We start from the raw sequence: 24,736 nt of genomic DNA on the forward strand, positions 1-24,736 counted from the left end.
GGTGACTTCCGGTAGTCGGTCGGTCACGAAAGGATCTAGTTGTCCAACAGAGACGGACCACACCGCCGAATGCAAGGAGTTCCGGAAATGACAATCACCACGCATGCCCCGTTCGAGGCCAAGATCGACGAGATCGATGCGGCCCCGATCGATGCGCTGGAGAGCCTCTCCGACGAACTCGACCAGCTGATGATGCGGGAAGAAATCGACCACCTGGACGCACAGATCGTGGCTCTCGTCCGCCGGCGCGTCGAGATCACTCGGCGTGCCGGCCTGGCCCGAGTGGGTGCGGGGCTGCCTGAAGTGACCCGACATGCCGAAATGGGTGTGCTGCGCCGTTTCGAAGCACAGCTCGGACGCGACGGCGTCAGCCTCGGAATGCTGCTGATCCGCCTTGGCCGCACCGGTCTTCCCGGCCGCGGAAAGTAGTTCGAGCGCGACACGTTCATCGACGATCTTGCTGTAAACAGAGGTAAGCGGCACGATTGACCCGTGAACAGAGGTCGATGTGTCGGTACTTGACGGGCCGTGCCTGCGATATGCAGACGAAGTAGGACGCCAGCAGGAGCTGGTTTTGTCACCCGAGAGCCCTCGGGTGACCCTTGGACGGTCACCTCAGGCGGACGTTCCCTTGACGTGGGACGACGAGGTATCGCGCCTGCATGCCGCGATCGAGTGGATGGGAACGCACTGGACGATCCTGGACGACGGTCTCTCGCGCAACGGCACTTTCGTCAACGGCGAGCGGCTGGCCGGTCGGCGCCGGTTGCGTGCAGGTGATCGCATTCGCATCGGCGGCGCGCTGCTGACCTTCCACGAATTCGGCGCAGGGGTCGACGATGTGACGCGGGTGTCGTCGAGCGCGGTCCCGACGTTGCGTTCGCTGACCGAGACACAGCGCTCGGTGTTGGTCGCACTGTGCAGGCCGTACAAACACAGCGCAGCATTTGCGAGCCCGGCGTCGAATCAGCAGATCGCGGCCGAGCTGTATCTGAGCGTCGACGCGATCAAAACCCATCTACGCGCGCTGTTCGCGAAGTTCGGGGTCGAGGATCTACCGCAGAATCAGAAGCGGGTCCGGTTGGCCGAACTCGCATTGCAGAGCGGTGTCATCTCCGAACGCGATCTCTAGCGTGGATCGTCGTCACGCGCCGAGTCGGTGTTCGCGTGGACTTACCCCGTGTTCACGCTTGAAGGCCGTACTCAGCGCGAAGGCGCTGCCGTAACCCACTTGTCGGGCAACGGTTTCGATGGTCGCATCCGATTCGCGGAGGATGTCCGCAGCGAGCGCGAGACGCCATTCGGTGAGGAAAGCCATGGGTGATTCGCCGACAAGTTCGGTGAAGCGTTTGGCGAGCGCGGCGCGGGACGCACCCACTTCGGCCGCGAGATTCGCCACTGTCCAGCCGTGCGCCGGATTGTTCTGCATCAGCCGAAGTGCCTTGCCTATCAATGGGTCCGCGTAGGCGTGGTACCAGGCGGGTGCATCCTCGCGCGCAAACCAGGCTCGCAGTGCTGCAATGAGCAGCAGATCGAGCAGTCGATCGAGCACAACACCTTGTGCGGGTTCGTCTCTGCCGATCTCGAGTTCGAGCAATTGCAGTAGGGGACCGCTCAATTCGCCGTTTCGCAGGACCGTGAGCGGAGGCAGTGAGCGCAGTAGTCGCTGGCTGACCGCTCCGGCCATCTCGTAGGTTCCGGTCACGATCATGTCTTCGCCTGCCGGATTGGTTCCCCAGCTGCGGATGCCCAAACTTAATGTTTCGCAAAGTATTTCACCGTCCGGCGTCATCGTGACCTGGCCCGGCGCGATGATGATCTGCGGTTCGGTAGCAGGATCGTCGGCGACCGTATAGGCCTCCGGGCCACGGCAGATCGCTATGTCGCCTGCGGCGAGTTGGGTTGTGCTCCCGTCGTCCTGACATATCCACGCGTCACCGCGCAGCACCACGGCGAGGGTGAGTGGCGCTTCGTCCTGCACACGCAACGACCACGGCGGATCCAGGATCGAACGCATCAGAAACGCCCCGCGAGCGCGGGGGCCTTCGAGCAGGCTCGCAAGCACATCCACGCCGTCGATCGTAGACGATCGAACATGGAAACGAGAGTCTGAGCGATGGATCGTCTCGCCTAGCCGAACTGTAATTGGAGGCACAACGAAGGACACACCAACCCGAAAGGCTCGAAACAATGACAATCAACAGGACGATCGATACGAATTCCACGATCTTGGTAGTCGGCAGCACCGGCAAGACCGGCCGTCGCGTCGCAGAGCGATTGAGCGACCTCGGCTACAACGTCCGCCACGGCGCACGCTCGTCGGACGTTCCCTTCGACTGGGCGGACCGCGAGACCTGGGGCGCCGCGCTCGCCGACGTCGACGCGGCCTACGTCACCTACTTCCCCGATCTCGCAGCGCCGGGATCGATCGCCGACATCCAGACCTTCACCGAGCTGGCTGTCGCACGGGGAGTGCAGCGGTTGGTCCTGCTCTCCGGCCGGGGTGAGGAAGATGCCGAGGCGTGCGAACGGGTCGTCCAGGCCGCCGGCCTCGAATGGACGATCATCAGGGCGACGTGGTTCGCGCAGAACTTCAACGAGTCGTACTTCTTGGAGCCGATCCAGGCAGGCGAGGTCGCATTGCCGGTCGGTTCGGTCGCCGAGCCGTTCGTCGACGCGGACGACATAGCCGACGTTGCCGTCGCAGCACTGACCGACGACCGGCATGTGGGTGAGTTGTACGAGTTGACGGGTCCGCGGTTGCTCACCTTCGCCGATGCTGTTGCCGAGATCGCCTCGGCAACAGGTCGCGAGATCGCCTTCGTTTCCATCACCGCTGAGGAGTTCGCCGCGGGTCTCGCCGAGCAGGGTGCGCCCGAGGAGGTAATCGGTCTGCTGATCTACCTCTTCACCCACGTCCTCGACGGCAGGAACGCCTCGCTTGCCGACGGCGTGCAGCGAGCACTCGGTCGAGAGCCACGCGACTTCAAGGTCTTCGTCGCAGACGCTGCGGCGACAGGCATCTGGGCCGCCGTGACCGAGCAGGGAGAGTAACGCCATGCAGACGATTCGCACCCTCACCTTGATCGTGGCAACGCTGACCTCCGGCTTGCTTGCCGGCGTGTACTACGCCTACGCGACCTCGGTGATGCCCGCGCTGAACCAGGTCGACAACCGTGCGGCGGTTGACGTCATGCAGCGGATCAACAGCGTGATCGTGAATCCGATGTTCATGCTGACCTTCCTCGGCGCACCGCTCGCCACCGTCGGAGCGGTTGCCTTGGTACTCGGCAAGGACACCAGATCTCTGCTCGCCTGGGTCGCGGCAGCTGCGGTCCTCAATATCGTTGCCACGATCATCACGATCGCCCTGAACGTTCCGCTCAACGACCAACTCGACGCGGTGGGGGATCCGAGCAGGCTCGGTGATCCAGCCGCAGCATGGGCGGACTTCTACTCCTCCTGGGTCAACTGGAACATCGTGCGAGCTGTTGCGCACACGGCAGCCTTCGGAACCTTGGCCTGGGCGCTGGTTCTGCTCGGCCGTAAATCCGTGTAGGCAGTTCCGTTCAGGCCACCAGGGCGAGCCCGGAGATCTCGTTCGAGGTCGTGCCGCCGACACGTGCAAGCAAACGAACGATCGAATCGGAAACCAGCGCCGGCTGCTCGAGAATCACCGAGTGGCCGGCGCCTTCGACGATCACCAGATCCGAGTACTCGACATGAGCGGCCATCGAGATCGAATGCGACGGCGGCGTCATCAAATCAGCGGATCCGCACAGCACGAGTGTCGGAATCGCGGAGAGCAGATCGAGCGATTCCGTCTCGTCGTAAGTCATGAACGAGCTGAGGAAGGTTGCCATCGTGACGATCGGGGTCGCGTTGTGCATCGCGTTCGCAAGAGCGAGGACACGGGGATTGACCTTGCGGGTACCGAACTCGGCGGAACGGACGACCGGCGCGAACACCTTGCAGCCGAAGCGCTTGGCCTTCTGCATCGTCACAGGTGAACGGCGGACGGCAGCCTGGAAGACCGAGACGATGGGGTTGCGGAGCACGCGACCGAAGCCGGCTTCGGCAAGGCCGCTCGCCGCGGTGGCGATCAGCGCGACACCTGCGATGCGGTTGCCGATCTCGTGCGGAAACAGACCCGCGTAGGTCAGTGCTGTCATCCCACCCATCGAATGTCCGACCAGCACGACCGGGCCGGTCGGAGCGACGGCGTCGAGGACCGAATGCAGATCGTGAGCGAGCTGAGTGATCGTGTACGTCCCGGCGGGAGCTTCGGCGGAGTCGCCGTGACCGCGGTGATCGTAGGAAACGATGCGGGCATCGGGAAACTGATTCCGCAGTGTTGCGCGGACGTAGGTCCACGACTCGGTCCGCAAGCAGTGCCCGTGCAGGAAGACCACGGTCAGTGCCGCGTCGACGGATCCGATTTCGCGAACCGAGAGCAGTACACCGTCAGCTGTTGTCACCATGGCACGACGTTCCACCGCTTCGGCGATTGTGCTCGTGATCGACATGGTGGGCTCCGTGAGTTCGTGTACTGGACTGGGTGCGATAGGACTCACTCTGCTCCGGTGGACGACTCCGAATAAGGCCCCTGAGTGCTGAGCCGAAGCACCCCGGGGGTGCGACTATCACCACCAAGGTGGGCAAGGGGTTGCTGCTGGGGTGCTGTCGGGGTCCTACAGGGGTCGTGTGCACCCTTGTTCGCTGTTGGCGTACAGGAACGGAAACGAAACCCCTAGCTGCGGCGTTAACTACGTATGCCGGCATTCACAGCCCGCCTAAATGGGTGGACGAGCGGCGGGTCGAATCCTGGGCAACTAGAGTAGTACCGGGGGACTGGAACCTTGATTGGTTCGGCGATCGATCCGGAGACAGTGCCGGGCAAGAAGTGAGGGAGAGCAGATGTTCGAGAGGTTTACCGACCGCGCACGTCGCGTCGTCGTCCTGGCCCAAGAAGAGGCCCGGATGCTCAACCACAACTACATCGGCACCGAGCACATCCTGCTTGGCCTCATCCATGAGGGTGAAGGCGTAGCGGCGAAGTCTCTGGAGTCGTTGGGCATCTCCCTCGAAGGCGTTCGCAGCCAAGTCGAGGAGATCATCGGTCAGGGCCAGCAGGCCCCGTCCGGCCATATTCCATTCACGCCACGCGCCAAGAAGGTGCTGGAGCTCAGCTTGCGCGAAGCTCTGCAACTCGGGCACAACTACATCGGCACGGAGCACATCCTGCTCGGCCTCATCCGCGAGGGTGAAGGCGTAGCAGCTCAGGTGCTCGTCAAGCTCGGCGCCGACCTCAATCGGGTCCGGCAGCAGGTCATCCAACTGCTGTCCGGCTACCAGGGCAAGGAACCGTCCGAGTCCGGCACCAGCCGTGGCGAGGCAGGCACGCCGTCCACGTCGCTTGTGCTCGATCAGTTCGGCCGCAACCTCACCCAGGCTGCGCTGGAAGGCAAGCTCGACCCTGTGATCGGCCGCGCGAAGGAGATCGAGCGCGTCATGCAGGTGCTGAGCCGCCGCACCAAGAACAACCCCGTCCTGATCGGCGAGCCCGGTGTCGGTAAGACAGCGGTCGTCGAAGGCCTCGCGCAGGCCATCGTCAACGGCGAGGTCCCGGAGACGCTCAAGGACAAGCAGCTCTACACGCTCGACCTCGGTTCGCTCGTTGCGGGCAGCCGCTACCGCGGTGACTTCGAAGAGCGCCTCAAGAAGGTGCTCAAGGAGATCAACACCCGCGGCGACATCATCCTGTTCATCGACGAGCTGCACACGCTCGTCGGCGCGGGAGCTGCCGAAGGTGCAATCGACGCGGCATCGATCCTCAAGCCGAAGTTGGCTCGAGGCGAACTGCAGACCATCGGTGCAACGACCCTCGACGAGTACCGCAAGTACATCGAGAAGGACGCTGCACTCGAGCGTCGGTTCCAGCCGGTTCAGGTCGGCGAGCCGACTGTCGAGCACACGATCAGCATCCTCAAGGGACTACGCGACCGGTACGAGGCACACCACCGCGTGTCCTTCACCGACAGCGCTCTCGTCGCGGCAGCAACGCTGGCCGATCGCTACATCAACGACCGGTTCTTGCCGGACAAAGCGATCGACCTCATCGACGAGGCGGGCGCCCGGATGCGCATCCGCCGGATGACCGCACCGCCGGACCTTCGCGAATTCGACGACAAGATCGCCGATGCCCGTCGCGAGAAGGAATCTGCGATCGACGCGCAGGACTTCGAGAAGGCAGCGAGCCTGCGTGACAAGGAGAAGACCCTCGTCGCACAGCGCGCAGAGCGTGAGAAGCAGTGGCGCTCGGGTGATCTCGACGTCATTGCCGAGGTCGACGACAACGAGATCGCAGAGGTCCTCGGCAACTGGACCGGCATCCCGGTCTACAAGCTGACCGAGGAAGAGACCAGCCGTCTGCTTCGTATGGAAGACGAACTGCACAAGCGGATCATCGGCCAGGAAGACGCAGTGCGAGCTGTGTCGAAGGCGATCCGTCGTACTCGTGCAGGCCTCAAGGATCCCAAGCGTCCGTCGGGCTCGTTCATCTTCGCCGGCCCGTCCGGTGTCGGTAAGACCGAGCTGTCAAAGGCGCTTGCGAACTTCCTGTTCGGCGACGACGACGCTCTGATCCAGATCGACATGGGCGAGTTCCACGACCGCTTTACCGCGTCGCGGCTCTTCGGTGCACCTCCCGGCTACGTCGGGTACGAAGAGGGCGGCCAGCTCACCGAGAAGGTCCGCCGTAAGCCGTTCTCCGTCGTTCTGTTCGACGAGATCGAAAAGGCACACCAGGAGATCTACAACACCCTCCTGCAGGTGCTGGAAGACGGCAGGCTCACCGATGGCCAGGGTCGTACGGTCGACTTCAAGAACACCGTGCTGATCTTCACGTCCAACCTCGGTACGTCCGACATCTCCAAGGCGGTCGGGCTCGGCTTCACGCAGTCCAACGCTGCCGGGTCGAACTACGAGCGGATGAAGCAGAAGGTCAACGACGAGCTGAAGAAGCACTTCAGGCCGGAGTTCCTCAACCGTATCGACGACGTCATCGTCTTCCATCAGTTGACGACCGACCAGATCGTCCAGATGGTCGACCTGATGATCGCTCGTGTCGGGCGCCAGCTGGCAGGCAAGGACATGGACATGGAGCTGTCCGAGCAGGCGAAGTCGCTGCTCGCGAAGCGTGGCTTCGATCCCGTCCTCGGCGCTCGTCCGCTGCGTCGCACGATCCAGCGCGAGATCGAGGATCAGCTCTCGGAGAAGATCCTGTTCAACGAGATCGGACCCGGCCAGACGGTCGACGTCGATGTCGAGGGCTGGGACGGCGAAGGCACGGGCGAAGATGCGAAGTTCACCTTCAAGGGTCGCCCCAAGAAGGTGCTCGTCGACATCGCTGCAGACGATGCAGCCCCCGCCCCGGTCCTGACCAAGGACTAGGCAGCTACGCCGCTCGTGAGTCCTTTTGGAGGTCCTGGCCTCCGGAAGGGCTCACGAGCGTTTTGCGTTGAAGCTCGAATTATGTGAATACCGTGTCATGCTGGCGCCGAGCAACCTACTCTCGGGTCTATGGACGGTGCACGCAGTCGCAGACCGATCGGCATTCTCGCTCTGACGCTCGGAGTTGTTCTGGCAACTCCGGGTACCGCGGTTGCTGATCCGGTCGGCGACTTTTTTGCTGTGCACCGGACCGCGGTCGCCCGAGCCGACTGCGGACCCGGGTCGGCGCCGGAGCCCGGGCTGCAGGGCGAGGTCCCGCTCGCCGACCGCGACAGCGGCCGCAGTCAGACCGCGTACTCGTGCAACATGAGCCTGATCGGCCAGTACCAAGGCGAAGGTGCCGGGATTGTCAGCCCGACCTACAAGAACTGCTCTTACACTGGATCAAATTGGCCTACAGGGTTTTTGAGCCCGCACCCCGGCGTGCAGGTGATCGACGCCGCCGATCCGGGCAACCCGCGGATGACGGCGAACCTCACCGAACCTGCAATGGACGGCGGCACCTGGGAGTCGTTGAAGGTCAACGAGAAGCGCGGTCTCCTCGCTGGTACCGGTACCGGAATTCTGGTCGGCGCCGGCTACTTCTCCGTCTACGACATCTCCCAGGATTGCGCGCATCCTCGCCTGCTCAATCCGGGAACCGGCAGCAATCTGACGATGCCGATTCCGATCACGACGCACGAGGGTGGCTTCTCGCCTGACGGCAATACCTATTGGGCAGCAGGGACGGTCGGAGGACTGCTGCATGCGATCGATATCAGGGACCCAAGCAATCCGCGGGTGATCTGGTCCGGGTTCACCGGACTGGAGAACCACGGGTTCGGTGTGAGTCCCGACGGCAACCGGCTCTACATCTCGACCCTCGGCGGTATCACCGTTCTGGATGTCAGCGCCGTGCAGCGCCGCGACCCGTACCCGAACGTTCCGCACATCTCGCGGCGATTCTGGATCGACGGCCAGATCACGCAGCACACGATTCCCATCGAGAAGGACGGTCGCCAGCTGTTGCTGACCGTCGACGAGGCCGGTTCGGGCGGCGTGAAGATTCTCGACGCCACCGACGAGCAGAATCTGCAGTTGGTCAACACCATCAAGCTGGAGATCAACCTGCCACCCAACGCCGACCGCTGGTCGCAGTCGGCGGCGGGGAACAGCGTGTTCGGCTACGACGCCCACTACTGTTCGGTCGACCGGCCGGTAGACCCGACTGCATTGGCGTGTGGCTGGATTCAGTCGGGCATCAGGGTTTTCGACATCCGAGATGTGAACGACGTCAAGGAGATTGCGTACTACAACCCCGGCGGCGAGGCAGGAAAGAACGGCGTTCTGGTGAACTCGCTGCATGCAACGGTCGGTAATCTTGCGGCGCCGCCGCTGATCGGCACCATCGCGATCGCACGCGCGATCGTCGAAGGCCAGATCTCGGCAGGCGAAGTACTCAGTCCACGTTCGCATCTGGTGATAGCCGACATGAGTGCGGATTGGTGTATGTCGCCGCCGGAGTTCCACGGCGATCAGATCTGGGTCAGCTGCATGGACAACGGGTTCATGGCCTTGCAACTCGACAACGGGGTGTATCCGCTCAGGTGAACAGACGTCGAACCGCAACGATTGTCTCTGTTGTCGCCGCATTGCTGATCGGGCTTGCCGCCGGTGTCTTTCTCGGCAGACCGAATTCGACGGACGACGGCGGTCCGGTGCTCGGCACCGTCGAAATCGGGTTCGCGCAAGACATGTCGATTCATCACGAACAGGCAATATCGTTGTGCGACAACCTGGCTGCAGATGTCGACCCGAAGGTCGGCCAGGTATGCGCAGGCATCAGAGCCAATCAGGGGCGTGAGATCGGAATGCTGCGCGGTTGGTTGGAACTGTACGACCTACCGCAGTCGTCGCCGACGCCGATGGCCTGGATGGGTTCGGAACATCATGGCGGCCATGATATTTCGTCGGCGCAGCTGCCAGGTATGGCGAGCTGGATGGAGATCGACGAATTACGCGGGCTCAACGGCCGAGCTGCCGAGGTTCGTTTTCTGCAACTGATGCTCCGCCACCATCAAGGCGGGCTGGACATGGCGGGTTACGCGGCCGGCCACACCGACGTCGCACCGATCGAACGGATCGCGACGGGAATGGTTTACGAGCAGACGCAAGAGGTTCTTGTGATGGACCAATTGCTGCGAGATCGCAGTTCCGCAGCGCTGCCATACCCGTAGGGCTATCCTCGTCCGGCGAAACGGTCGCGCGCATCGCGTCGAAACATGTATCGCAATGCTGCGACGACAGCGACGATGTGGACGATTCGGACGACGCCGATCAATACTGATACCGGGTCGAGGTCGTCGATCAGCTCGCCGAAACCGTTGGCGGACAGTGTCGCGGCCATCGGCTCGATGATGAGCGACGCCAGCCCGACGGTGCCGAGTCCGACGGCCAGCGTCGTGCGGGCCCAGCCGTCGCCTGCCCGAAGTCGCAAGGCAATACCGAGAACGACGAGGTAGACAACGGCGCGGACCCCGAGACCCGCTGCCAGAGCGCCGATGTCCGACCCGGGCTCGTCGAGTTCGACGGCTGTTCGCAGGACCGCCTCGACCGCACCGGCGGTGACTGCGACGACAACGGCGACGAAGGCTCGCTCGACCGAAACCGAGGTGGATGGCGTGAGAACTGTTGCGGTCATGGAGAAATCCTGCGTCGGCACATCGGCGCGCCACATCAACCCGTGGTCGTGATTCGATGTCCCTCTCAGGTATGACCGATGGCAACGAAGAGCGGGCCCGCCGTTGGGCGGGCCCGCTATTGTTCGTGTCGTATCAGCGAGTGGCGGAGAGCTTTTCGGCGTCCGAACGCTGGCGGGTAGCCAGATCGGTGAGGACGGCGAAGGCGAGACCGAGGCCGATCCACAGCGTTGCCTGTGTGGCGAGTGAGGACAGTCGGAATTCCCACAGCAGCGTGGCAGGGAAATCGGGACCGACTTCGTTGACACCCGGCAGCAACACGTAGCCGAGCACGACGATGACGAGGAACGACGCGACCGGTGCAGCGAGGCGAACACTGAACTGCTGCGTTGCAACGATCTTCGACACGTATGCGGCTGCCGCGATCGCGGCGAGGCCGAGGATCACAGCAGCAAGCCAAAGCAACGTGCGTTTGTTGATGGTCTCGGGATCGCCGACCGCGGGCGGGTTGGCCGGATATTTGAAGAACGGCACTGCTTCGATGGCGAGCCAGCCTGCGGTTGCAAGGGTTACCGCAAGCACCGGTCCCGGAAGGTCGACCACGCGGCGTGCGTAATGCGCTGTCGCCGCGAAGATGGCACCGAGGGCGAGACCCGCCAACGCCGTCGCGAGGAACAGGCCGCCCTTCTGGCCGTCCCTGGAGACGAGCGCATCGTCGCCGTGCGAATGGCCCTCGGTAGCTTCGTCACCGTGCGAATGACCGGCGACCGCCCCGGAGTCGTCGTGTGGCTCGGCGGCAGAGTTGGCCTCTTCGATCGCGATGGCTGCGTCGACGTGCGGTTCGCCGATGAAGAACGCGACACTGCCCGCGAGGAGGCCGGCGATCAGGCCAGCGAGCAGACCACGAATGAGGAGGGTTTTCAGAGTTCCGGTCAGTGGCACGGAAGCCCCAGCAGGTGACGACCGTCGTGCATCAACTCGTGCAGATACATACCGCTGCGCGAGATGGTGCCCTGGTCGAAACCGACAAGGTACAGCGTGAGCAGTGCCATGAGCACGACACCTACTGTGATCAACAGCGTGCCGACCGAATCGGTCGCCTGGCTGGGAGTGTGTGCAATTGCCATTTGGATCCTCCTGGGATTACGCGTCCCGGTCGAGCGAATTGCGATGGTGGGGCGTCTGGCTGACCAGCGTATAAGCGCCGGATCACAGTGGCGCGACCGCTCCGGTGTTGCACCGGTATTACCGCTTCACCATCACGTTGTCATCGGCACTTTCGCACCTGTGAACAGGTGGTGTCAATCGTAGTTGGCGCCGGCTCGCGTCGTGATGCAAATGCTGCCCAAACGTGGCACTACTCTGCGTGCGCGGAACTTCCGACCACATAGAGAGTCCGGTGTCGAGAAGCCATTCGACCACGTCAGGTGCATTGGTGCGGTTCCAATCGAAGTTCGTAGGCGAATATACCCCCTGGCGGTATATTGGGTAGGATCGAAAACGTGCAGCCAGTGATCCGACGCCGTCGACCAGGCGCAGCCTTGGCGACTGGATTGCTGATTGCACTGACAGCTCTCGGTGTGTTGTCGATGCACTCGGTGACGGCTACCGCTACGTCGATGTCGACGAGTGGAGGCCACGCCTCGATGGCGGCCACGCCTTCGGTCGACAATTCGATTCCGATCGCGTTCAGCGAGCACGACTGCCCTTCGGCGCATCAGATGACGCATCCGTGCGCGGGCACTGTGACGTCGTGGCCTGCATCGACAGCGCCGACCTCGCGCGTCGGCATCGAACTCTTCCCCGCAGCGGTGGACGGAATCGGCGGCCGAACCCAGTCGCCGATGGGACGCGCGCCACCGTGGGCCGTGTGGGTGTTGGATCGATCGGTGACTTTGCGAGTGTGACAGGGAGTCCGAGATGTGTAGTCGTCTCGGCGGGTCGTTAGGCCTTGATTCCTGTATTGACCACTCTTGCAAGGAGTTTCACATGCGTACCAAAATCAGTACGACGCTCGCTGCTGCCGCAGTCAGCGCGTTCGTCGTCTCCGGCTGTACCGACAACCCGACCGATTCGTCGATGGAAGGGCACTCGATGGCCCCTTCGTCGACGGCGCAAAACTCGACACCCCCGGCTCCTGCGTCCGTGGAGTTCAACGATGCCGATGTGATGTTCGCGAAGATGATGTACCCGCACCATGCACAGGCTGTCGAGATGGCTGCGATGGCAGTCGGCCGCACAGACAATCAGGAGGTGCTGTCGTTGGCTGCGGCGATCGAATCCGCACAGCAGCCGGAAATGGACCAATTGACGGCGTGGCTGGCCCAATGGGGCCAGCCGGCACCCTCTGCAGACATGGGTGAGATGAGCGGAATGGATCACAGTTCGCAGAGCGGCATGATGACTCAGCAGGACATGGATGCGTTGATGTCGGCGTCCGGTCCGGACTTCGACCGGCTGTGGCTGACGATGATGGTTGCCCACCACACGGGTGCGATCGAGATGGCGAACGTCGAAATCGCGCAAGGTTCCAATCCCGATGCCATAGGGATGGCTCGCACGATCGCCGAAACTCAGCAGCGGGAGATCGACGCTATGCGGCAGCTTCTCGGCTGACCTGATCCGCTAGGGACCGAAGGCCGCACCCTCTGCTCGGGGGTGCGGCCTTCCGTACGAGATTCAGCCGATAGCCATCGGCTCGTTCTGCTCGTCCCGGCTGTCCTGGCCCAGAGAACCGGTGACGGCGTCCGGACTAAGGTCGAGTCGGCGCAACAATTGTGCGTTCGCTGCTACGACGATCGTCGAGAGGGACATCAGGATTGCCCCGACCGACATCGGGAGCACGAATCCGACCGGTGCCAGCATGCCTGCCGCTAGCGGAACGGAGATGAGGTTGTATCCCGCTGCCCACCAGAGGTTTTGCTTCATCTTCCGGTAGGAAGCTCGCGAGAGTTCGATCACCGAAAGGACCGATCGGGGGTCGTCGCTGGCCAGGATGACCCCGGCCGATGCGATCGCTACGTCGGTGCCCGCGCCGATCGCGATGCCGACGTCGGCCTGGGCGAGTGCCGGCGCATCGTTGACTCCGTCACCGACCATCGCGACGGTCCGGCCTTCTGTTTGCAACGCAGCGACGCTGTGCGACTTGTCTTCTGGTTTCACTCCGGCGAAGTAGCGGTCCACGCCGAGCTCGGTGGCGACGGACTTTGCGACGGCGTCGGCGTCACCGGTGATCATGACCACCGTGATTCCGCGGTCGTGGAGCGCGTCCACCGCTGCGTGGGACTCGGGCCGGATCTCGTCGGCGAGCTCGAGTGCTCCGATCACGACGCCGTCCGCGAGGACGTGCAGGATGATCGCCCCTTCGGCGCGCCAGCGGTCGGCGACTGCGAGCTCGGTCGCGTGCTCCTGCTCCAGGAGGGCCGGACCGCCGACCTGAACTCGGGCTCCGTCGACTTCGGCCGACACTCCGATGGCCGGGGATGACCGAAACTCGGTGGCGGCGAGGACCGTCAGGTTCCGGTGCCGTGCGGCGGCGACGATAGCGCGTGCGAGTGGATGCTCGGAATCTGTTTCCGCTGCAGCGGCGAGTGCAAGGACCTCGTCTGCAGTGCGGCCTGCGGACACCTCGACGGCGGTGACGGTCGGTTCGCCTTTGGTCAGGGTGCCGGTCTTGTCGAAAAGCACCGTGTCCACGGTCCGCATGGTTTCGAGTGCCAATCGGTCTTTGACGAGAACGCCGCCTCGGGCTGCTCGTTCGGTGGCGATGGAGACCACAAGCGGAATGGCAAGGCCGAGTGCGTGCGGGCAAGCGATGACCAACACGGTGATCGTGCGGATGACGGCATCGTCACCCATTCCGAACTGGGTCCACACGACGGCAGTGATTGCTGCTGCTCCGAGCGCGAACCAGAACAACCACCCTGCTGCGGTATCCGCGATGCGCTGTGCACGTGACGTCGAATTCTGCGCGTCGGCGACCAACCTGCCGATTCCGGCGAGGGTGGTGTCCTGCCCAATCGCGGTGACCTGGACCCGAATGCCGGAGTCGGTTGCCACGGTTCCCGCAACGACCTGATCGCCGTCGCCGCGGCGGACGGTGCGCGATTCTCCGGTGATCATCGATTCGTCCATACTCGCCGAACCGGCGACGATGGTGCCGTCTGCGGGCACCCGCCCTCCGGGGCGAACGACGACGACGTCGGAGAGTTGCAGTTGGTCCGGAGATACCGAAACGACGTCGTCGCCCTCGACACGTTCGGCTGTGTCTGGCAGTAGAGCGGCCAGTGAATCCAGGGCGGACGTCGTCTGTGCGAGTGAGCGCATCTCGATCCAGTGCCCGAGCAGCATGATCACGATCAGCAATGCCAGTTCCCACCAGAAGTCGAGCTGGTGATCGAGCACACCGAGGCTCGCTCCCATCGATGCAACGAATGCGACCGTGATCGCCAATGCTATGAGAAGCATCATTCCCGGTGTACGCGAACGTATTTCGCTGACTGCCCCGGTGAGGAACGGAGATCCGCCCCATACGAACATAACTGTGCCGAGGACGGGTGAGATCCAGGCGATCCACGAGGCGTCGGGTAGCGAGTAGCCGACGAGCATCGCGAACATGTCCGAGGCGAATACCACTGGGACCGCGAGCGCCAACATGATCCAGAACAAGCGTCGGAACATGCCGACGTGATCGCCGTGACCCGCATGCCCACCGTGGCCCGAGTGCTCCGAATTGCCGGACCCGGCTGGGCTGTGCTCGGACCCGACGTGGTCCGGATCCGTGGTGGTCGTTTCGGTATCGGCATGGGTGTCGTTGTGCATCTTTCTGCGCCGTCCTTCGATTGAAACCTGGTACCCCCTGGGGGTATTAGTTCGCAGTTCGGACTATACCCCCTCCCGGTACTTCTGAAAAGCGGTCGTTCACGACCGACGCTTGGAAATTCGCACAACCCGTCCATTGAGCGTTGGCACAGTGCCTAATGACACGACGGGAAATCGCTGGCACCGTCAGTGCACATGAACAGTGCGGTTCGGAGTGGAACCTTGTCGGCGGGTCGAACCCGCAAGCGGTCGGTAGCGGCCTTCGTCGCCTTCCTGCTCGGGTTGTCGGTCGTCCAGGTGGTAGCTGCGCCCGGTGTGAGCGCAGCGCCGGTCAGTTCGGCGACCGACCGCCAGGAGCATCCGGTGTACTCGCGTGACGGGATCGCGGTCACCTACGTCAGCTACCTTCTGCCTCTGCCCGCAGACGCGCCGGCGCATCCCGCGGAATGCGACCGGGTCGGCTTCCTTCGCTACCGCGTCGCAGACGGCCCGACCAACTCGCGCGACGCAGACCACGTTGTCGTCCAGCAGCAAGGACTCGGCGGCGGTGCCATCAACTCCGACGGTGTGTCGTTCAATACCGTCAACTCCGCCCGCAACCTCGGCACCGAAATCGAGTACTGGGCACTCGCCCGACGCAGTGCCTGCCTCGACGAAACGTTCGGTTTCGACGTCGCGCTTCGAACCGGCAACTACCTCGACGCAGTCGACTACTACTTCAACGGCAAGCAACTCGACGGGCAGAAGTTCCCCGGCTTCAAGCAGTCTCACGACCTGCAGGTGACCGACTGGATGGGCCTCGAGCGCGTCGTCCGCGACCAGTACGAGATCATGCTCGCCGAGTTGCCCGACCAGGCCGAGCGCCAACGAAAATTCGTCTGCACCGGAATCTCACTCGGTGGTTTGGTGACCGGAATGTTCGCCGACTGGGATTTCGACGGCAACGCTGCGACGAACGACGATGCCGGCTTCAACCAGTGCGCGGCGTTCGCGGCTCAGGACTCGATGATCACCTCGGATCCGGTCGCAATTCAAAACACTCCCTTCTTCCGAGACGTCACCGACGTCATCGTCGGTACCACCAACGGCGTCCTGCAGACCGGATTCCGTGCCGGTGTATTGCCGCGAACTCTCGGCCCCGCACCTGTCGTCGGGACGAAAGCGTTTATGATCTACCGCCTTGCAGGCTTGGCCGCGCATCTCGAGCCGGACGCGGAATCGCAACTCCTGAGCCATCTTCCACATGATCTCGAGGTGGATCTGACGCTCAACACCCTCTTTGCCCCGACGTGGAGTTCGTTCGTCACCAACGGTGCCGACGGCTCGGGAACGATGCGCGATTTCCGTTTCACCAACGACGCTCTGCTCGGTGTCTTCATCGACAACAACTCGTCCAATTTCTCGCTGCTCCAGCAAGGTATCGGTGCGCTCGACGGTGGACCGTTGCAGGACAAATCTTTTCCGAATCCGGGCGAGGTCACGCAGATACCGCTCCTCGGCACCTACCTGCGGTTGAGTGCGGGTTCGCAGAAACGAGTCGCTCCGACCGACCGCACGGTGCTCTACACCTGGCGTAACTACGACGATGTTCGCGGCGTGCCGTACACGGCGCCGAACCATGAGGTCGCCGATATTCGGGATGTGGCGAGGCAATTGGCGACTGGCGGTCCGACCGCGTACTGGGAGACGTACTTCCCGTCGCGCGTGGTCGTCGATATCGGCGCAGGCTTCGGTGGTGCCAGGAGCGGTGAAATGGTGAATTTGCGGTACGACAATATGAGTCGCACCAAACCTAACTTCGCGGCTTTTGCAGGGGACGGCGTCGTCGGAAGCACAGCAGGCGTGCTCTTTCCGCCACCCATGCTGGCGCAGGTGAACACTCTGCCCGGGTACAACCACATCGACACGATCGGTGCGGCCGCGATCCAGAACAACGGCCAACCCGACTACAGCGGTCAGTACCTCGCCGAGTTCATCACGGGGCTGTGAGGTGACAACGCGTAAGGGCCACTGGCTGATCGGCGCCATTGTTGTTGCGCTGCTGTCGAGTTCGGTGTTGGTAGGGACCCCCGTCGAGGCCACTGCGGCACCGATCGTGCCCGGCGTACCCGACCAAGAGGTCGTCACACCGGTCACCGACCCGGCTCTCGGTGACGACGTCGAGCAGACCTACGTGCGACTGCACTATCCGAGCCCGTTCTCGACGACGAACCATCCGGAGGCGTGCGACTGGATCTCCTACCTCCGGTACCGCTCGACGAAGGGGCCCAAGGACTCCGCGAAAGCGGATGCGATCCTCACCATGCAGCCGGGCCTGTACTCCGGTGCCGCCAACCTCAATGCGCAAGCGCCGCAGGTTGTTCGGAAGGCGGCAGCGCAGGGCAAGTACGTCGAGTATCTCTCGATCGACAGGCGAGCGAACTGCGCGGAGGACCGGACGGGGTGGGCCGCGGCCGAGGAGGTAGGCGACTATCACGTCGCAGCGAACTACTACTTCGGCGATGCCGAGATCGACGGCAAGAAGTATCGGTACCAGACCCCGCAGGACCTTGCCTTCCTCGGCGAATACGGTCTGGCGCTGACCCTGGACGACTGGCGGGCCGTCATCGAACATGCCCTGCCGAACGAGGCGGACCGCACCAGGTCCTTCTGCGGTGGCCATTCGCTCGGGGCGTTCCTCGTCGGTCCGATGATGGCCTGGGACTTCGACGGCAAACGCGAGACCGAGGCCGACGCCGGCTTCAACCTGTGCGGTGGCGGCAGCGTGCCGTTGGACGGATTTGCGATGACAGATCCCGCGGGTCTGGAAGGAACGGGGCTGCTCGACGAGTTCGTCTCGACTGCAGGCGGTTTCGTCCGTAAGGGCGTCGACTATCTGCTCGCGAACGGTCTTGGCGTCGGTCAACTCCCCGTCATCGCAGCATCGGAGGTGATGAACACCTATCAGCTGGCTGCTATGGCCGCTGCGCAAGATCCGACGGGGGAGAGCGATCTCGGCAGGATCGTCCCAGCCGATCTGCGGACCGAACCGTGGATGCGGCTGTTCTACGGGCGCGACTACCTCGATCTGTTCACCGGATCCAACCTGCCTCGTGATTTCCGGATCACCAACACGGCCGCCCTCGCCATGTTCTTCGATCAGAACTCGGCGGAATACGTCCTACAGACCGGAATGGGGTTCTACGACTGCCCCGTGCAAGGCAAGACGTATCCGATTCCGAACGGCCTTGCGTCGGTGCCGATCCTCGGCCCCACGATCTTCGTCATCCCGCAGCGTGTCGGCTTCGGCCAGAATTACACGCCCGCCGACAAATCAGCGTTGTGTGGCTGGCGGAATTACGACGCCGTCGCCGAGTCGAGCATCGACGGACCCGATCTGGGCCACGGTCCACCGACCGACCAGGACCATGAAGTGACCGATGTGCAGCAGTTCGCACGAGCTATGAACCCAGGCGGGCAGCCGACCGACTTCTTCGAGCTCTACACGCCGATCAAGTTGATCACCGACATGATCTTCGCGCTCGGTGTCGGTCGAGACGGCGACCTCGAGCACCTCGAATACCGATCCGGCGGCGTCCTCGATTTTCTGCTGCACCTCGGCCGCTGGCAGAGCACACCGGCGGGCGCGCGGAACCTCACGTTGCTGTCGGGGGATTCACCGGTGCAGAACGCCGGTTTGGGTGGACTTCTGCCGTACAACGCCAAGTTCCTACCCGGCTACCGGCACTATGACGTAGTGACCGCAGCCGAGAAACAGAACAACGGCGTACCCGAACTCGCAAGCTCCTACATCGCGGGGTTCATCACTAAGCCTGTGTCGTGATGTCGCGGCCACAACCTCCGCGGCTCCAAGCCCACGTCGTTGCGGCCATGCGAACGAGAGCGGCAGCGCTGATCGGGGGCTTCTCCGCAGCGTTGCCGCCCTACGAACAGGTGCCGGCAGCTCTGGTGGAGACCCAGTTCGTCGAGGGTGCAAAGGCGAACGTCGAAGCGTTTTTCGAGTGTCTGGAAAACGGCTTCCCAGTGCCGGCCGACAAACTTGCGGTTATCACCAATCTGGCACTGCAACGCGTTCGCGACGGGGTGCCACTGGAAACCGTTCTCGGTACCTACCGCGCTGGTGCCGGGTTTCTGTGGGCGGAACTGGAACGCACGTCCGATGACGACGAACTGGCTGCATTGCGCGCCGCCGGTCCGTTGCTGATGGAGTACGTCGCGACGGTGACGTCGCACGTGGCGGTCGCGTGTATCGACCACGTCAGCGACCCGTTGTGGGAACAACGCGACCGGCGCCGCGCGATGATCGACGCGCTGATCGACGGTCGCACCCCACACGAGTGGATGGACGATGGAACCGTTGCCGTCGCGGACGCTTTTCTCGTCGTGGTGTTTGCGGTCGGGGGATCGGCGAATCCGGCTCTTGCCGCGATGGTGCGCAGCAGACTCGACCGGATTCCAGGGGCGTTCGCGAGGCTCGACCGCACAGGCTGGACCGCTCTTGTACCGCTTTCAGGTTCCGTGGAGAACACCGCGGCCACGGTGGCGAATTGCTTGCAGAAGACCGAATCGACAGGTCCGACGGACGGGTTGTGGATCGGCGTCGCCCCCGCGGATACGCACGCCGACATACCGACCGCGGTTCGGGATGCAACTAACGTCGCGTCGATCTGCCGACACCTCGACAGGCACGGCGTAGTGACGCGGCCCGAGGACGTACTCGTGCACTTCGCATTGCTGAGTGGGGTCGGCGTGCGGCGCTATCTGGCCGATGTGATCGATCACTTGCGCGCGCAGCCGACACTCGACGAAACCTTGACCGCGTTCTTCGACAGCGACTACAACCAGATCGCTGCCGCCCGCCGACTCGGGATCCATCGCAACACCGTGACCTATCGGCTCACAGGCGTTGCGACGCTCACCGGCTTGGATCCGATGCGCCCGCGGGAGGCGATGGTGCTCCTCGCCGCGCAGTTGGTCGCGTCGTTGCAGGACTGATCAGGTGTGGGTGTCAGCCTTTGGCTGCCACGTCGAGGACAACCTCGAACTCGAGTAGCGAGGCACCTGAGGCGACGGGCTTCGCGCGCTCACCGGAATGGGCCTCACGGGCTGGCCCGTCCCGCCACGTTGTGAAGGACTCCTCGGAGTCCCATTGCGTCACAACGAAATAACGGTCGTCACCCTTGACCGGACGGAGCAATTGAAAGCCGAGGAAGCCCGGCGAATTCTCGACCGCGTGCGCACGCGCAGCGAATCGTTTTTCGAGTTCGGGTCCCGCGCCTTCGGGGACCTCGATTGCGTTGATCTTCACGACTGCCATGCTTGAAAACAGTACCCGGCCGACAGAACCGAGAGGGGTGCGTCAGGTGTTGCACGACGAAGGTGGCTCGGGAGCCCCGATCGTGCTGTTGCACGGACTGATGGGCAGCGCGCGCACCTGGCGTCGTCACGTCCCGTGGTTGCGCGAGCACGGCCACATCTACACCTTCGACGCCGCAGGCCACGGCAGACCCGCGCCGACGCACCTCACCACCGAAGCGTTCGTCGACGACCTCGCGGCTGCGGTCGCGCCGATCGACGATCCGCTGACGGTGATCGGGCACTCGATGGGCGGTTTGCACGGTTGGTGCTTCGCTGCGGCGTACCCCGATCGAGTGACCGCCCTCGTCGTCGAGGACATGGCTCCGGACTTCCAGGGTCGAACTGCCGCGCACTGGGCGGCGATGATCAGGGCGTGGCCGCAACCGTTCCGAACGGAAGCGGAGCTCGTCGACTTCTTCGGAGATGTTGCGGGACAATACTTTCTGGACTCGTTCAGTCGTCGCTCCGACGGCTGGTACCTCCACGGCGACGTGGACACCTTTCGTGACATCTCCGAGGAATGGGGCACGCGGGACTTCTGGGCGCAGTGGCAGGACGTCCGCGTGCCTGCACTACTGATCGAAGGCGAGTACACGATCACCCCGGAGGGACAGATGCAGCGAATGGCTGACCTGCACCCCGATTCGACCTACGTCCGCATCGAGCAGGCAGGCCACCTCGTGCACGACGACCAGCCGGACGCCTATCGCGTCGCGGTCGAAGAATTTCTCGGCGGGCTCGGCTGAGCACCCTCACCGGCCAGTGCGAACAAGCCGTCCTCGGTCTGCTCGATCAAACCGTCGACCAGCAGCGAATCCAACGCGCGATCACGCTGTGCAGGATCGTGGGACCAGACGATGTCGAGGCGTGCTCGTTCGACCGCCGCACTTGCTGCTCGAAGCACGTCGAGCAGTTTGCCGCGGACCTGCCTGTCGGTCCCTTCGAACTTCTGGACCTTCTTCGGCGCAGCCGTGGACGGGGGTTTGCCAGCGTCGACCCACGCGCAATCCGGCAGCGGACACCGAGCGCAGTCGGCCGCGCGTGCCGTGCAGATGACCGCGCCGAGTTCCATCAGTGCGGCCGACATCGTCGCGGCGCGTGCCATATCTGTCGGCAGCAGCGCTTCGACGTCTGCGAGGTCGCGCGTCGTCGACGGATTGCCTGCGTCAGCGAGGCCGTGCACAGCGCGTGCGACAACTCGGCGAACGTTCGTATCCACGACGGGCACCCTGGCGCCGTAGCAGAAGCAGGCAACGGCGCGTGCGGTGTAAGCGCCGACGCCCGGCAAAGTTAGTAGCGCATCGACGTCGGCGGGCACGACGTCGTCGAATTCGGCTGCCAGGACGCGAGCACATTCGTGCAGGCGCAAGGCGCGGCGGGGATAGCCCAATTTGCCCCAGGCTCGCAGCACTTCGCCCTGTGAGGACGCGGCCATCGCTGACGGAACCGGCCAGCGGGCCACCCACTGCTCCCAGATCGGCGCGACCCGCGAAACCGGCGTCTGCTGCAGCATCACCTCGCTCATCAGGATCTGCCAGCCCGTCACCCCAGGACGCCTCCACGGCAGGTCACGAGCGTTGCCGCGGTACCACTCGAGCAGCTCCTCGGTGCCGTTGCCCTTGCTCAAAGACACGGTTCTCACAACCTCCCTGCAGCCGCTGTCGGTGAGAGTTTCCGCATGCTTTACGCGTCGAACTCGCTGGTAACCTGCAGAATATGCACAATGGCACCATGCCGAATGCCAACCCGATCAGCGCCTGGAAGTCCCTACGTGAGGGCAACGAGCGATTTGTTGCCGGAGCTCAGGAGCATCCTAGCCAGGGTGCGGCCTATCGCGCGCAGCTCGTCAACGAGCAGCATCCGACCGCCATCCTGTTCGGTTGCGGCGACTCGCGGGTCGCCGCGGAGATCATCTTCGATCAGGGCCTCGGCGACATGTTCGTCGTTCGGACGGCAGGCCATGTCGTCGACAGTTCCGTTCTCGGGTCGATCGAATACGGAGTGGCGATTCTCGAGGTCCCGCTGATCGTGATTCTCGGTCACGATCGCTGTGGTGCCGTGCAGGCGACCCTCGACGCACTCGACCGCGGCAAGGTCCCTGACGGATTCATCCGCAGTGTCGTCGAGCGTGTGACCCCGTCGATCCTGATGGGCCGCAAAGAAGGTCTGACGACCGTCGACGAGCTGGAGACCCGCCACGTGGTCGAAACCGGGTCACTGATCATGCAGCGTTCGCGGATCATCGCCGATCGTGTTGCGTCCGGTAAGTGTGCAATCGCACATGTCACCTACAAGCTCGCCGACGGCAAAGTTCAGCTGCACAGCTCGCTGGGTGACATCGGCGAGGTCGTCTGAGCGCGTCTGTGACGCGTTCGATGCCGACACGCCGAGTCAGGTCGCTCGCTCCCTAGGTCGAGACACCTACCGTGTAAACGTGTTGGAACCGACCGGACCGCTGCCACCCGAAATCTATTGGCGTCGTCGTATGCTCGCGATCGGCGTCGCGGTGGTCGTGCTGGTCCTCGTCGTCTGGGCCGTCAGTTCGATCGGCGGGGACGAATCGCCCGACACCACCGCAGCTGCAGCGAGTTCCTCGTTGACGCTGCCTTCTGCCGCATCGTCGACCTCGGTCGTCGACACCGGCGAGCCCGGTAGCTCGGGCGGCGGTTCGGGGTCGGGCTCGGATTCGAGCGAAACGTCGACGGCTGCAGGGACGCCCACATCGGCAGCCCCCGTCGCACCGGGACAGTGCCCCGATCAGTCACTTGCCATCAAGGCCACCGTCGAGCAACCGACCTACCAGGTCGGTCAGGAACCCGTCTTCGGCATCGTGATCACGAACATTTCACCGACGCCGTGCGAACGCGAACTCGGCGCGGGCTTGCAGCAGGCGATGGTCTACACCATCGACGGTCAAGTTCGGCTGTGGTCGAACATCGACTGCTTCCCTAACCCGGAATCGCGCATACAGCAGCTCAAGCCGGGCGAGCAGGCACTGTTCACCGTGAAGTGGTCCGGGACGACGTCACAGCCGGAATGTGCGGGAGATCGCGCACCGGTCGCACCCGGCGCCTACACGGTCATCGCGCAGCTCGGGGCATTGCGCAGCGGTCCGGAACCGTTCAACATCGCGTGAGGCGGTCGGTCAGGTTGGATGGTCGCTACGCAAAGCTCCGCGCCTAGTCGTACGGACCCGAGATGCTCGCCTCCGCGAGCCTCGACAGACCTTCGCGGATATGACGCGCCCAGCTCTGGCCTATGCCGTCGACCGTTTGCAGGTCGCCGGCAGTGGCAGCCAGAATTCCTTGCAGTGAGCCGAAAGAGCCGACCAGCCAATGGATTTGGTGAAACGGCAGTCGCGGAACGCGCGTCAGTACGCGGTAGCCACGTGGATTCATCGGAGTATCGAGCGCCTCGATAGTCGGGGGATAGCCGAAGATCTGCGACAGCATCGTGAGATCGAGCAGGTCGACATCGGTGAGCGTGTCGACGGATTCCAGCGTCTCGTCGATCGCCTGCCCGCTCGGCGGTTCCTGCCCGGCCAGGTAGTCACGAATGAGCAGCTGGCGCGCAAATTCGTTGTCGCCAACCAGTTCTTCGAGCTGCAACGCCAATTGCCGCCCGTCGGTGCCGAGTTCGAGGACGTCCTGCTCGATCTCGACCGAGATTCGACGGACCATCTCGAGTCGTTGCACGACGGTCAGGGCATCGCGAAGCGTCACGAAGTCTTCGATCTCGACGACCGACAGTTGCCGATTCACCTCGTCGAGACGGGCTTTGTACCGTTCCAGCGTTGCGACCGCCTGGTTCGCCCGTGACAGGATCGTCGCAGAACCTGCCATGACGTGCCGGATACCGCCGACGTACACACTGACGATGCTCATGGACTGGCTGACCGACACAACCGGAAAGCCGGTCATGATCGCCGTGCGCTCGGCCGCGCGATGGCGGGTGCCGGATTCGACGGTCGGGATCCTCGGGTCGGGAACCAGCTGAACGTTGGCGCGCACGATGCGCGCGGCATCGGTGGAAAGCACAACTGCGCCGTCCATCTTGGAGAGTTCACGAAGCCGGGTCGGTGCGAATTCGACGTCGAGTGAGAAGCCACCGTCGCAGATGGCCTCGACGCTCGGGTCGTAGCCGAGCACGATCAACCCGCCGGTTCGGCCGCGCAGAATCCGTTCGAGACCGTCGCGCAGCACAGTGCCTGGGGCCAGTCGGGCGATGGCGTCGCGCAAGGCAGCTGTCGGCTCTTCCACTCCACCCTCTCCCTCATGGTTGATTCGCTACGGTCGGTCGCGTGTGTTTCGAGCTTGCGCCCGAACATGTGTGCATCTCAGATTACGCATGCGTGTGTGCGAATGTGG

General features: G+C 63.4%; 24 protein-coding genes. 15 read left to right on the forward strand and 9 right to left on the reverse strand.

All coding sequences use genetic code 11. From position 1 onward, the window contains the following. Positions 1 to 87: 87 nt before the first annotated feature. A complete protein-coding gene (locus JGU71_RS15140; protein ID WP_199704974.1) occupies positions 88 to 429 on the forward strand; it encodes a chorismate mutase in 342 nt (113 codons plus the stop codon). 79 nt (positions 430 to 508) lie between these two features. Then, on the forward strand, positions 509 to 1,132 hold the full coding sequence (locus JGU71_RS15145) for an FHA domain-containing protein (RefSeq protein ID WP_199704978.1): 624 nt from the start codon (positions 509 to 511) through the stop codon (positions 1,130 to 1,132). 12 nt (positions 1,133 to 1,144) lie between these two features. On the opposite strand, the gene JGU71_RS15150 is transcribed toward JGU71_RS15145, so the two are convergent. Then, the gene (locus JGU71_RS15150; RefSeq protein WP_199704979.1) at positions 1,145 to 2,071 is read right to left on the reverse strand and encodes an AraC family transcriptional regulator; all 927 of its coding nucleotides are present in this window, start codon (positions 2,069 to 2,071) and stop codon (positions 1,145 to 1,147) included. A 119-nt stretch (positions 2,072 to 2,190) separates the two neighbouring features. Here JGU71_RS15150 and JGU71_RS15155 point away from each other — a divergent pair, with 119 nt between their 5' ends. Continuing rightward, on the forward strand, positions 2,191 to 3,054 hold the full coding sequence (locus JGU71_RS15155) for an NAD(P)H-binding protein (RefSeq protein WP_199704980.1): 864 nt from the start codon (positions 2,191 to 2,193) through the stop codon (positions 3,052 to 3,054). A 4-nt stretch (positions 3,055 to 3,058) separates the two neighbouring features. After that, positions 3,059 to 3,559 carry an anthrone oxygenase family protein gene (locus JGU71_RS15160; protein ID WP_199704981.1) on the forward strand — a complete coding sequence of 167 codons (501 nt, stop codon included), beginning with the start codon at positions 3,059 to 3,061 and terminating at the stop codon, positions 3,557 to 3,559. Between the two features lie 10 nt (positions 3,560 to 3,569). Here the strand turns inward: JGU71_RS15160 and JGU71_RS15165 are convergent, their stop codons facing one another. Then, on the reverse strand, positions 3,570 to 4,526 hold the full coding sequence (locus JGU71_RS15165) for an alpha/beta fold hydrolase (RefSeq protein WP_199704982.1): 957 nt from the start codon (positions 4,524 to 4,526) through the stop codon (positions 3,570 to 3,572). A gap of 391 nt (positions 4,527 to 4,917) precedes the next feature. On the opposite strand from JGU71_RS15165, the gene JGU71_RS15170 reads away from it, so the two are divergent. The 3 genes from JGU71_RS15170 (at position 4,918) to JGU71_RS15180 (ending at position 9,728) form a co-directional block, all read left to right on the forward strand. Beyond that, on the forward strand, positions 4,918 to 7,452 hold the full coding sequence (locus JGU71_RS15170) for an ATP-dependent Clp protease ATP-binding subunit (RefSeq protein WP_199704984.1): 2,535 nt from the start codon (positions 4,918 to 4,920) through the stop codon (positions 7,450 to 7,452). A gap of 129 nt (positions 7,453 to 7,581) precedes the next feature. Continuing rightward, the gene (locus JGU71_RS15175; RefSeq protein WP_199704985.1) at positions 7,582 to 9,102 is read left to right on the forward strand and encodes an LVIVD repeat-containing protein; all 1,521 of its coding nucleotides are present in this window, start codon (positions 7,582 to 7,584) and stop codon (positions 9,100 to 9,102) included. Continuing rightward, positions 9,099 to 9,728, forward strand: coding sequence for a DUF305 domain-containing protein (locus tag JGU71_RS15180; RefSeq protein ID WP_199704987.1), 630 nt, complete (start codon positions 9,099 to 9,101; stop codon positions 9,726 to 9,728). The genes JGU71_RS15175 and JGU71_RS15180 overlap by 4 nt, the downstream gene beginning before the upstream one ends. A gap of 2 nt (positions 9,729 to 9,730) precedes the next feature. On the opposite strand, the gene JGU71_RS15185 is transcribed toward JGU71_RS15180, so the two are convergent. The 3 genes from JGU71_RS15185 to JGU71_RS15195 form a co-directional block, all read right to left on the reverse strand. Next, on the reverse strand, positions 9,731 to 10,192 hold the full coding sequence (locus JGU71_RS15185; protein ID WP_199704988.1) for a hypothetical protein: 462 nt from the start codon (positions 10,190 to 10,192) through the stop codon (positions 9,731 to 9,733). Positions 10,193 to 10,325: 133 nt separating this feature from the next. Next, positions 10,326 to 11,132, reverse strand: coding sequence for a CbtA family protein (locus JGU71_RS15190; protein WP_199704990.1), 807 nt, complete (start codon positions 11,130 to 11,132; stop codon positions 10,326 to 10,328). Further along, positions 11,123 to 11,317 (reverse strand): CbtB domain-containing protein, encoded by a 195-nt coding sequence (locus JGU71_RS15195; RefSeq protein ID WP_199704992.1) that lies wholly within the window; start codon positions 11,315 to 11,317, stop codon positions 11,123 to 11,125. Before JGU71_RS15195 ends, JGU71_RS15190 begins: the two co-directional genes overlap by 10 nt. A 375-nt stretch (positions 11,318 to 11,692) precedes the next feature. Between JGU71_RS15195 and JGU71_RS15200 the strand changes: the two genes are divergently transcribed. Further along, entirely contained in the window at positions 11,693 to 12,097 is a 405-nt protein-coding gene (locus JGU71_RS15200) for a hypothetical protein (RefSeq protein ID WP_199704994.1), read from the forward strand. Between the two features lie 82 nt (positions 12,098 to 12,179). After that, complete coding sequence (locus JGU71_RS15205) at positions 12,180 to 12,806, forward strand: DUF305 domain-containing protein (RefSeq protein ID WP_199705002.1); 627 nt, start codon at positions 12,180 to 12,182, stop codon at positions 12,804 to 12,806. 63 nt (positions 12,807 to 12,869) lie between these two features. Here the strand turns inward: JGU71_RS15205 and JGU71_RS15210 are convergent, their stop codons facing one another. Continuing rightward, on the reverse strand, positions 12,870 to 15,011 hold the full coding sequence (locus tag JGU71_RS15210; RefSeq protein ID WP_199705004.1) for a heavy metal translocating P-type ATPase: 2,142 nt from the start codon (positions 15,009 to 15,011) through the stop codon (positions 12,870 to 12,872). Between the two features lie 195 nt (positions 15,012 to 15,206). Between JGU71_RS15210 and JGU71_RS15215 the strand changes: the two genes are divergently transcribed. Genes JGU71_RS15215 through JGU71_RS15225 form a run of 3 tightly spaced genes read left to right on the forward strand, consistent with a single transcriptional unit; the run spans position 15,207 to position 20,006 of the window. Further along, on the forward strand, positions 15,207 to 17,000 hold the full coding sequence (locus JGU71_RS15215) for a hypothetical protein (protein WP_233529217.1): 1,794 nt from the start codon (positions 15,207 to 15,209) through the stop codon (positions 16,998 to 17,000). A gap of 1 nt (position 17,001) precedes the next feature. Further along, on the forward strand, positions 17,002 to 18,834 hold the full coding sequence (locus JGU71_RS15220; protein WP_199705006.1) for a hypothetical protein: 1,833 nt from the start codon (positions 17,002 to 17,004) through the stop codon (positions 18,832 to 18,834). A gap of 47 nt (positions 18,835 to 18,881) precedes the next feature. Then, positions 18,882 to 20,006 (forward strand): PucR family transcriptional regulator, encoded by a 1,125-nt coding sequence (locus JGU71_RS15225; protein ID WP_199705008.1) that lies wholly within the window; start codon positions 18,882 to 18,884, stop codon positions 20,004 to 20,006. A gap of 13 nt (positions 20,007 to 20,019) precedes the next feature. On the opposite strand, the gene JGU71_RS15230 is transcribed toward JGU71_RS15225, so the two are convergent. Then, positions 20,020 to 20,328, reverse strand: coding sequence for an antibiotic biosynthesis monooxygenase family protein (locus tag JGU71_RS15230; protein ID WP_199705010.1), 309 nt, complete (start codon positions 20,326 to 20,328; stop codon positions 20,020 to 20,022). Positions 20,329 to 20,374: 46 nt separating this feature from the next. Between JGU71_RS15230 and JGU71_RS15235 the strand changes: the two genes are divergently transcribed. After that, positions 20,375 to 21,115: an alpha/beta fold hydrolase gene (locus tag JGU71_RS15235; protein ID WP_307829665.1), complete on the forward strand. Its 741-nt coding sequence runs from the start codon at positions 20,375 to 20,377 to the stop codon at positions 21,113 to 21,115. On the opposite strand, the gene JGU71_RS15240 is transcribed toward JGU71_RS15235, so the two are convergent. Then, complete coding sequence (locus JGU71_RS15240) at positions 21,073 to 22,002, reverse strand: HhH-GPD family protein (protein WP_307829666.1); 930 nt, start codon at positions 22,000 to 22,002, stop codon at positions 21,073 to 21,075. The genes JGU71_RS15235 and JGU71_RS15240 overlap by 43 nt on opposite strands. 98 nt (positions 22,003 to 22,100) lie before the next feature. On the opposite strand from JGU71_RS15240, the gene JGU71_RS15245 reads away from it, so the two are divergent. Together JGU71_RS15245 and JGU71_RS15250 are read left to right on the forward strand one after the other, a co-directional pair. Beyond that, positions 22,101 to 22,724: a carbonic anhydrase gene (locus JGU71_RS15245; protein WP_199705012.1), complete on the forward strand. Its 624-nt coding sequence runs from the start codon at positions 22,101 to 22,103 to the stop codon at positions 22,722 to 22,724. 79 nt (positions 22,725 to 22,803) lie between these two features. Continuing rightward, the gene (locus JGU71_RS15250) at positions 22,804 to 23,505 is read left to right on the forward strand and encodes a hypothetical protein (protein ID WP_199705014.1); all 702 of its coding nucleotides are present in this window, start codon (positions 22,804 to 22,806) and stop codon (positions 23,503 to 23,505) included. A 43-nt stretch (positions 23,506 to 23,548) separates the two neighbouring features. Here the strand turns inward: JGU71_RS15250 and disA are convergent, their stop codons facing one another. Further along, positions 23,549 to 24,628 carry a DNA integrity scanning diadenylate cyclase DisA gene (gene disA, locus JGU71_RS15255; protein ID WP_199705016.1) on the reverse strand — a complete coding sequence of 360 codons (1,080 nt, stop codon included), beginning with the start codon at positions 24,626 to 24,628 and terminating at the stop codon, positions 23,549 to 23,551. Positions 24,629 to 24,736: the final 108 nt, after the last annotated feature.

The organism is Antrihabitans stalagmiti (genome assembly GCF_016482825.1).
Classification (GTDB): domain Bacteria; phylum Actinomycetota; class Actinomycetes; order Mycobacteriales; family Mycobacteriaceae; genus Antrihabitans; species Antrihabitans stalagmiti.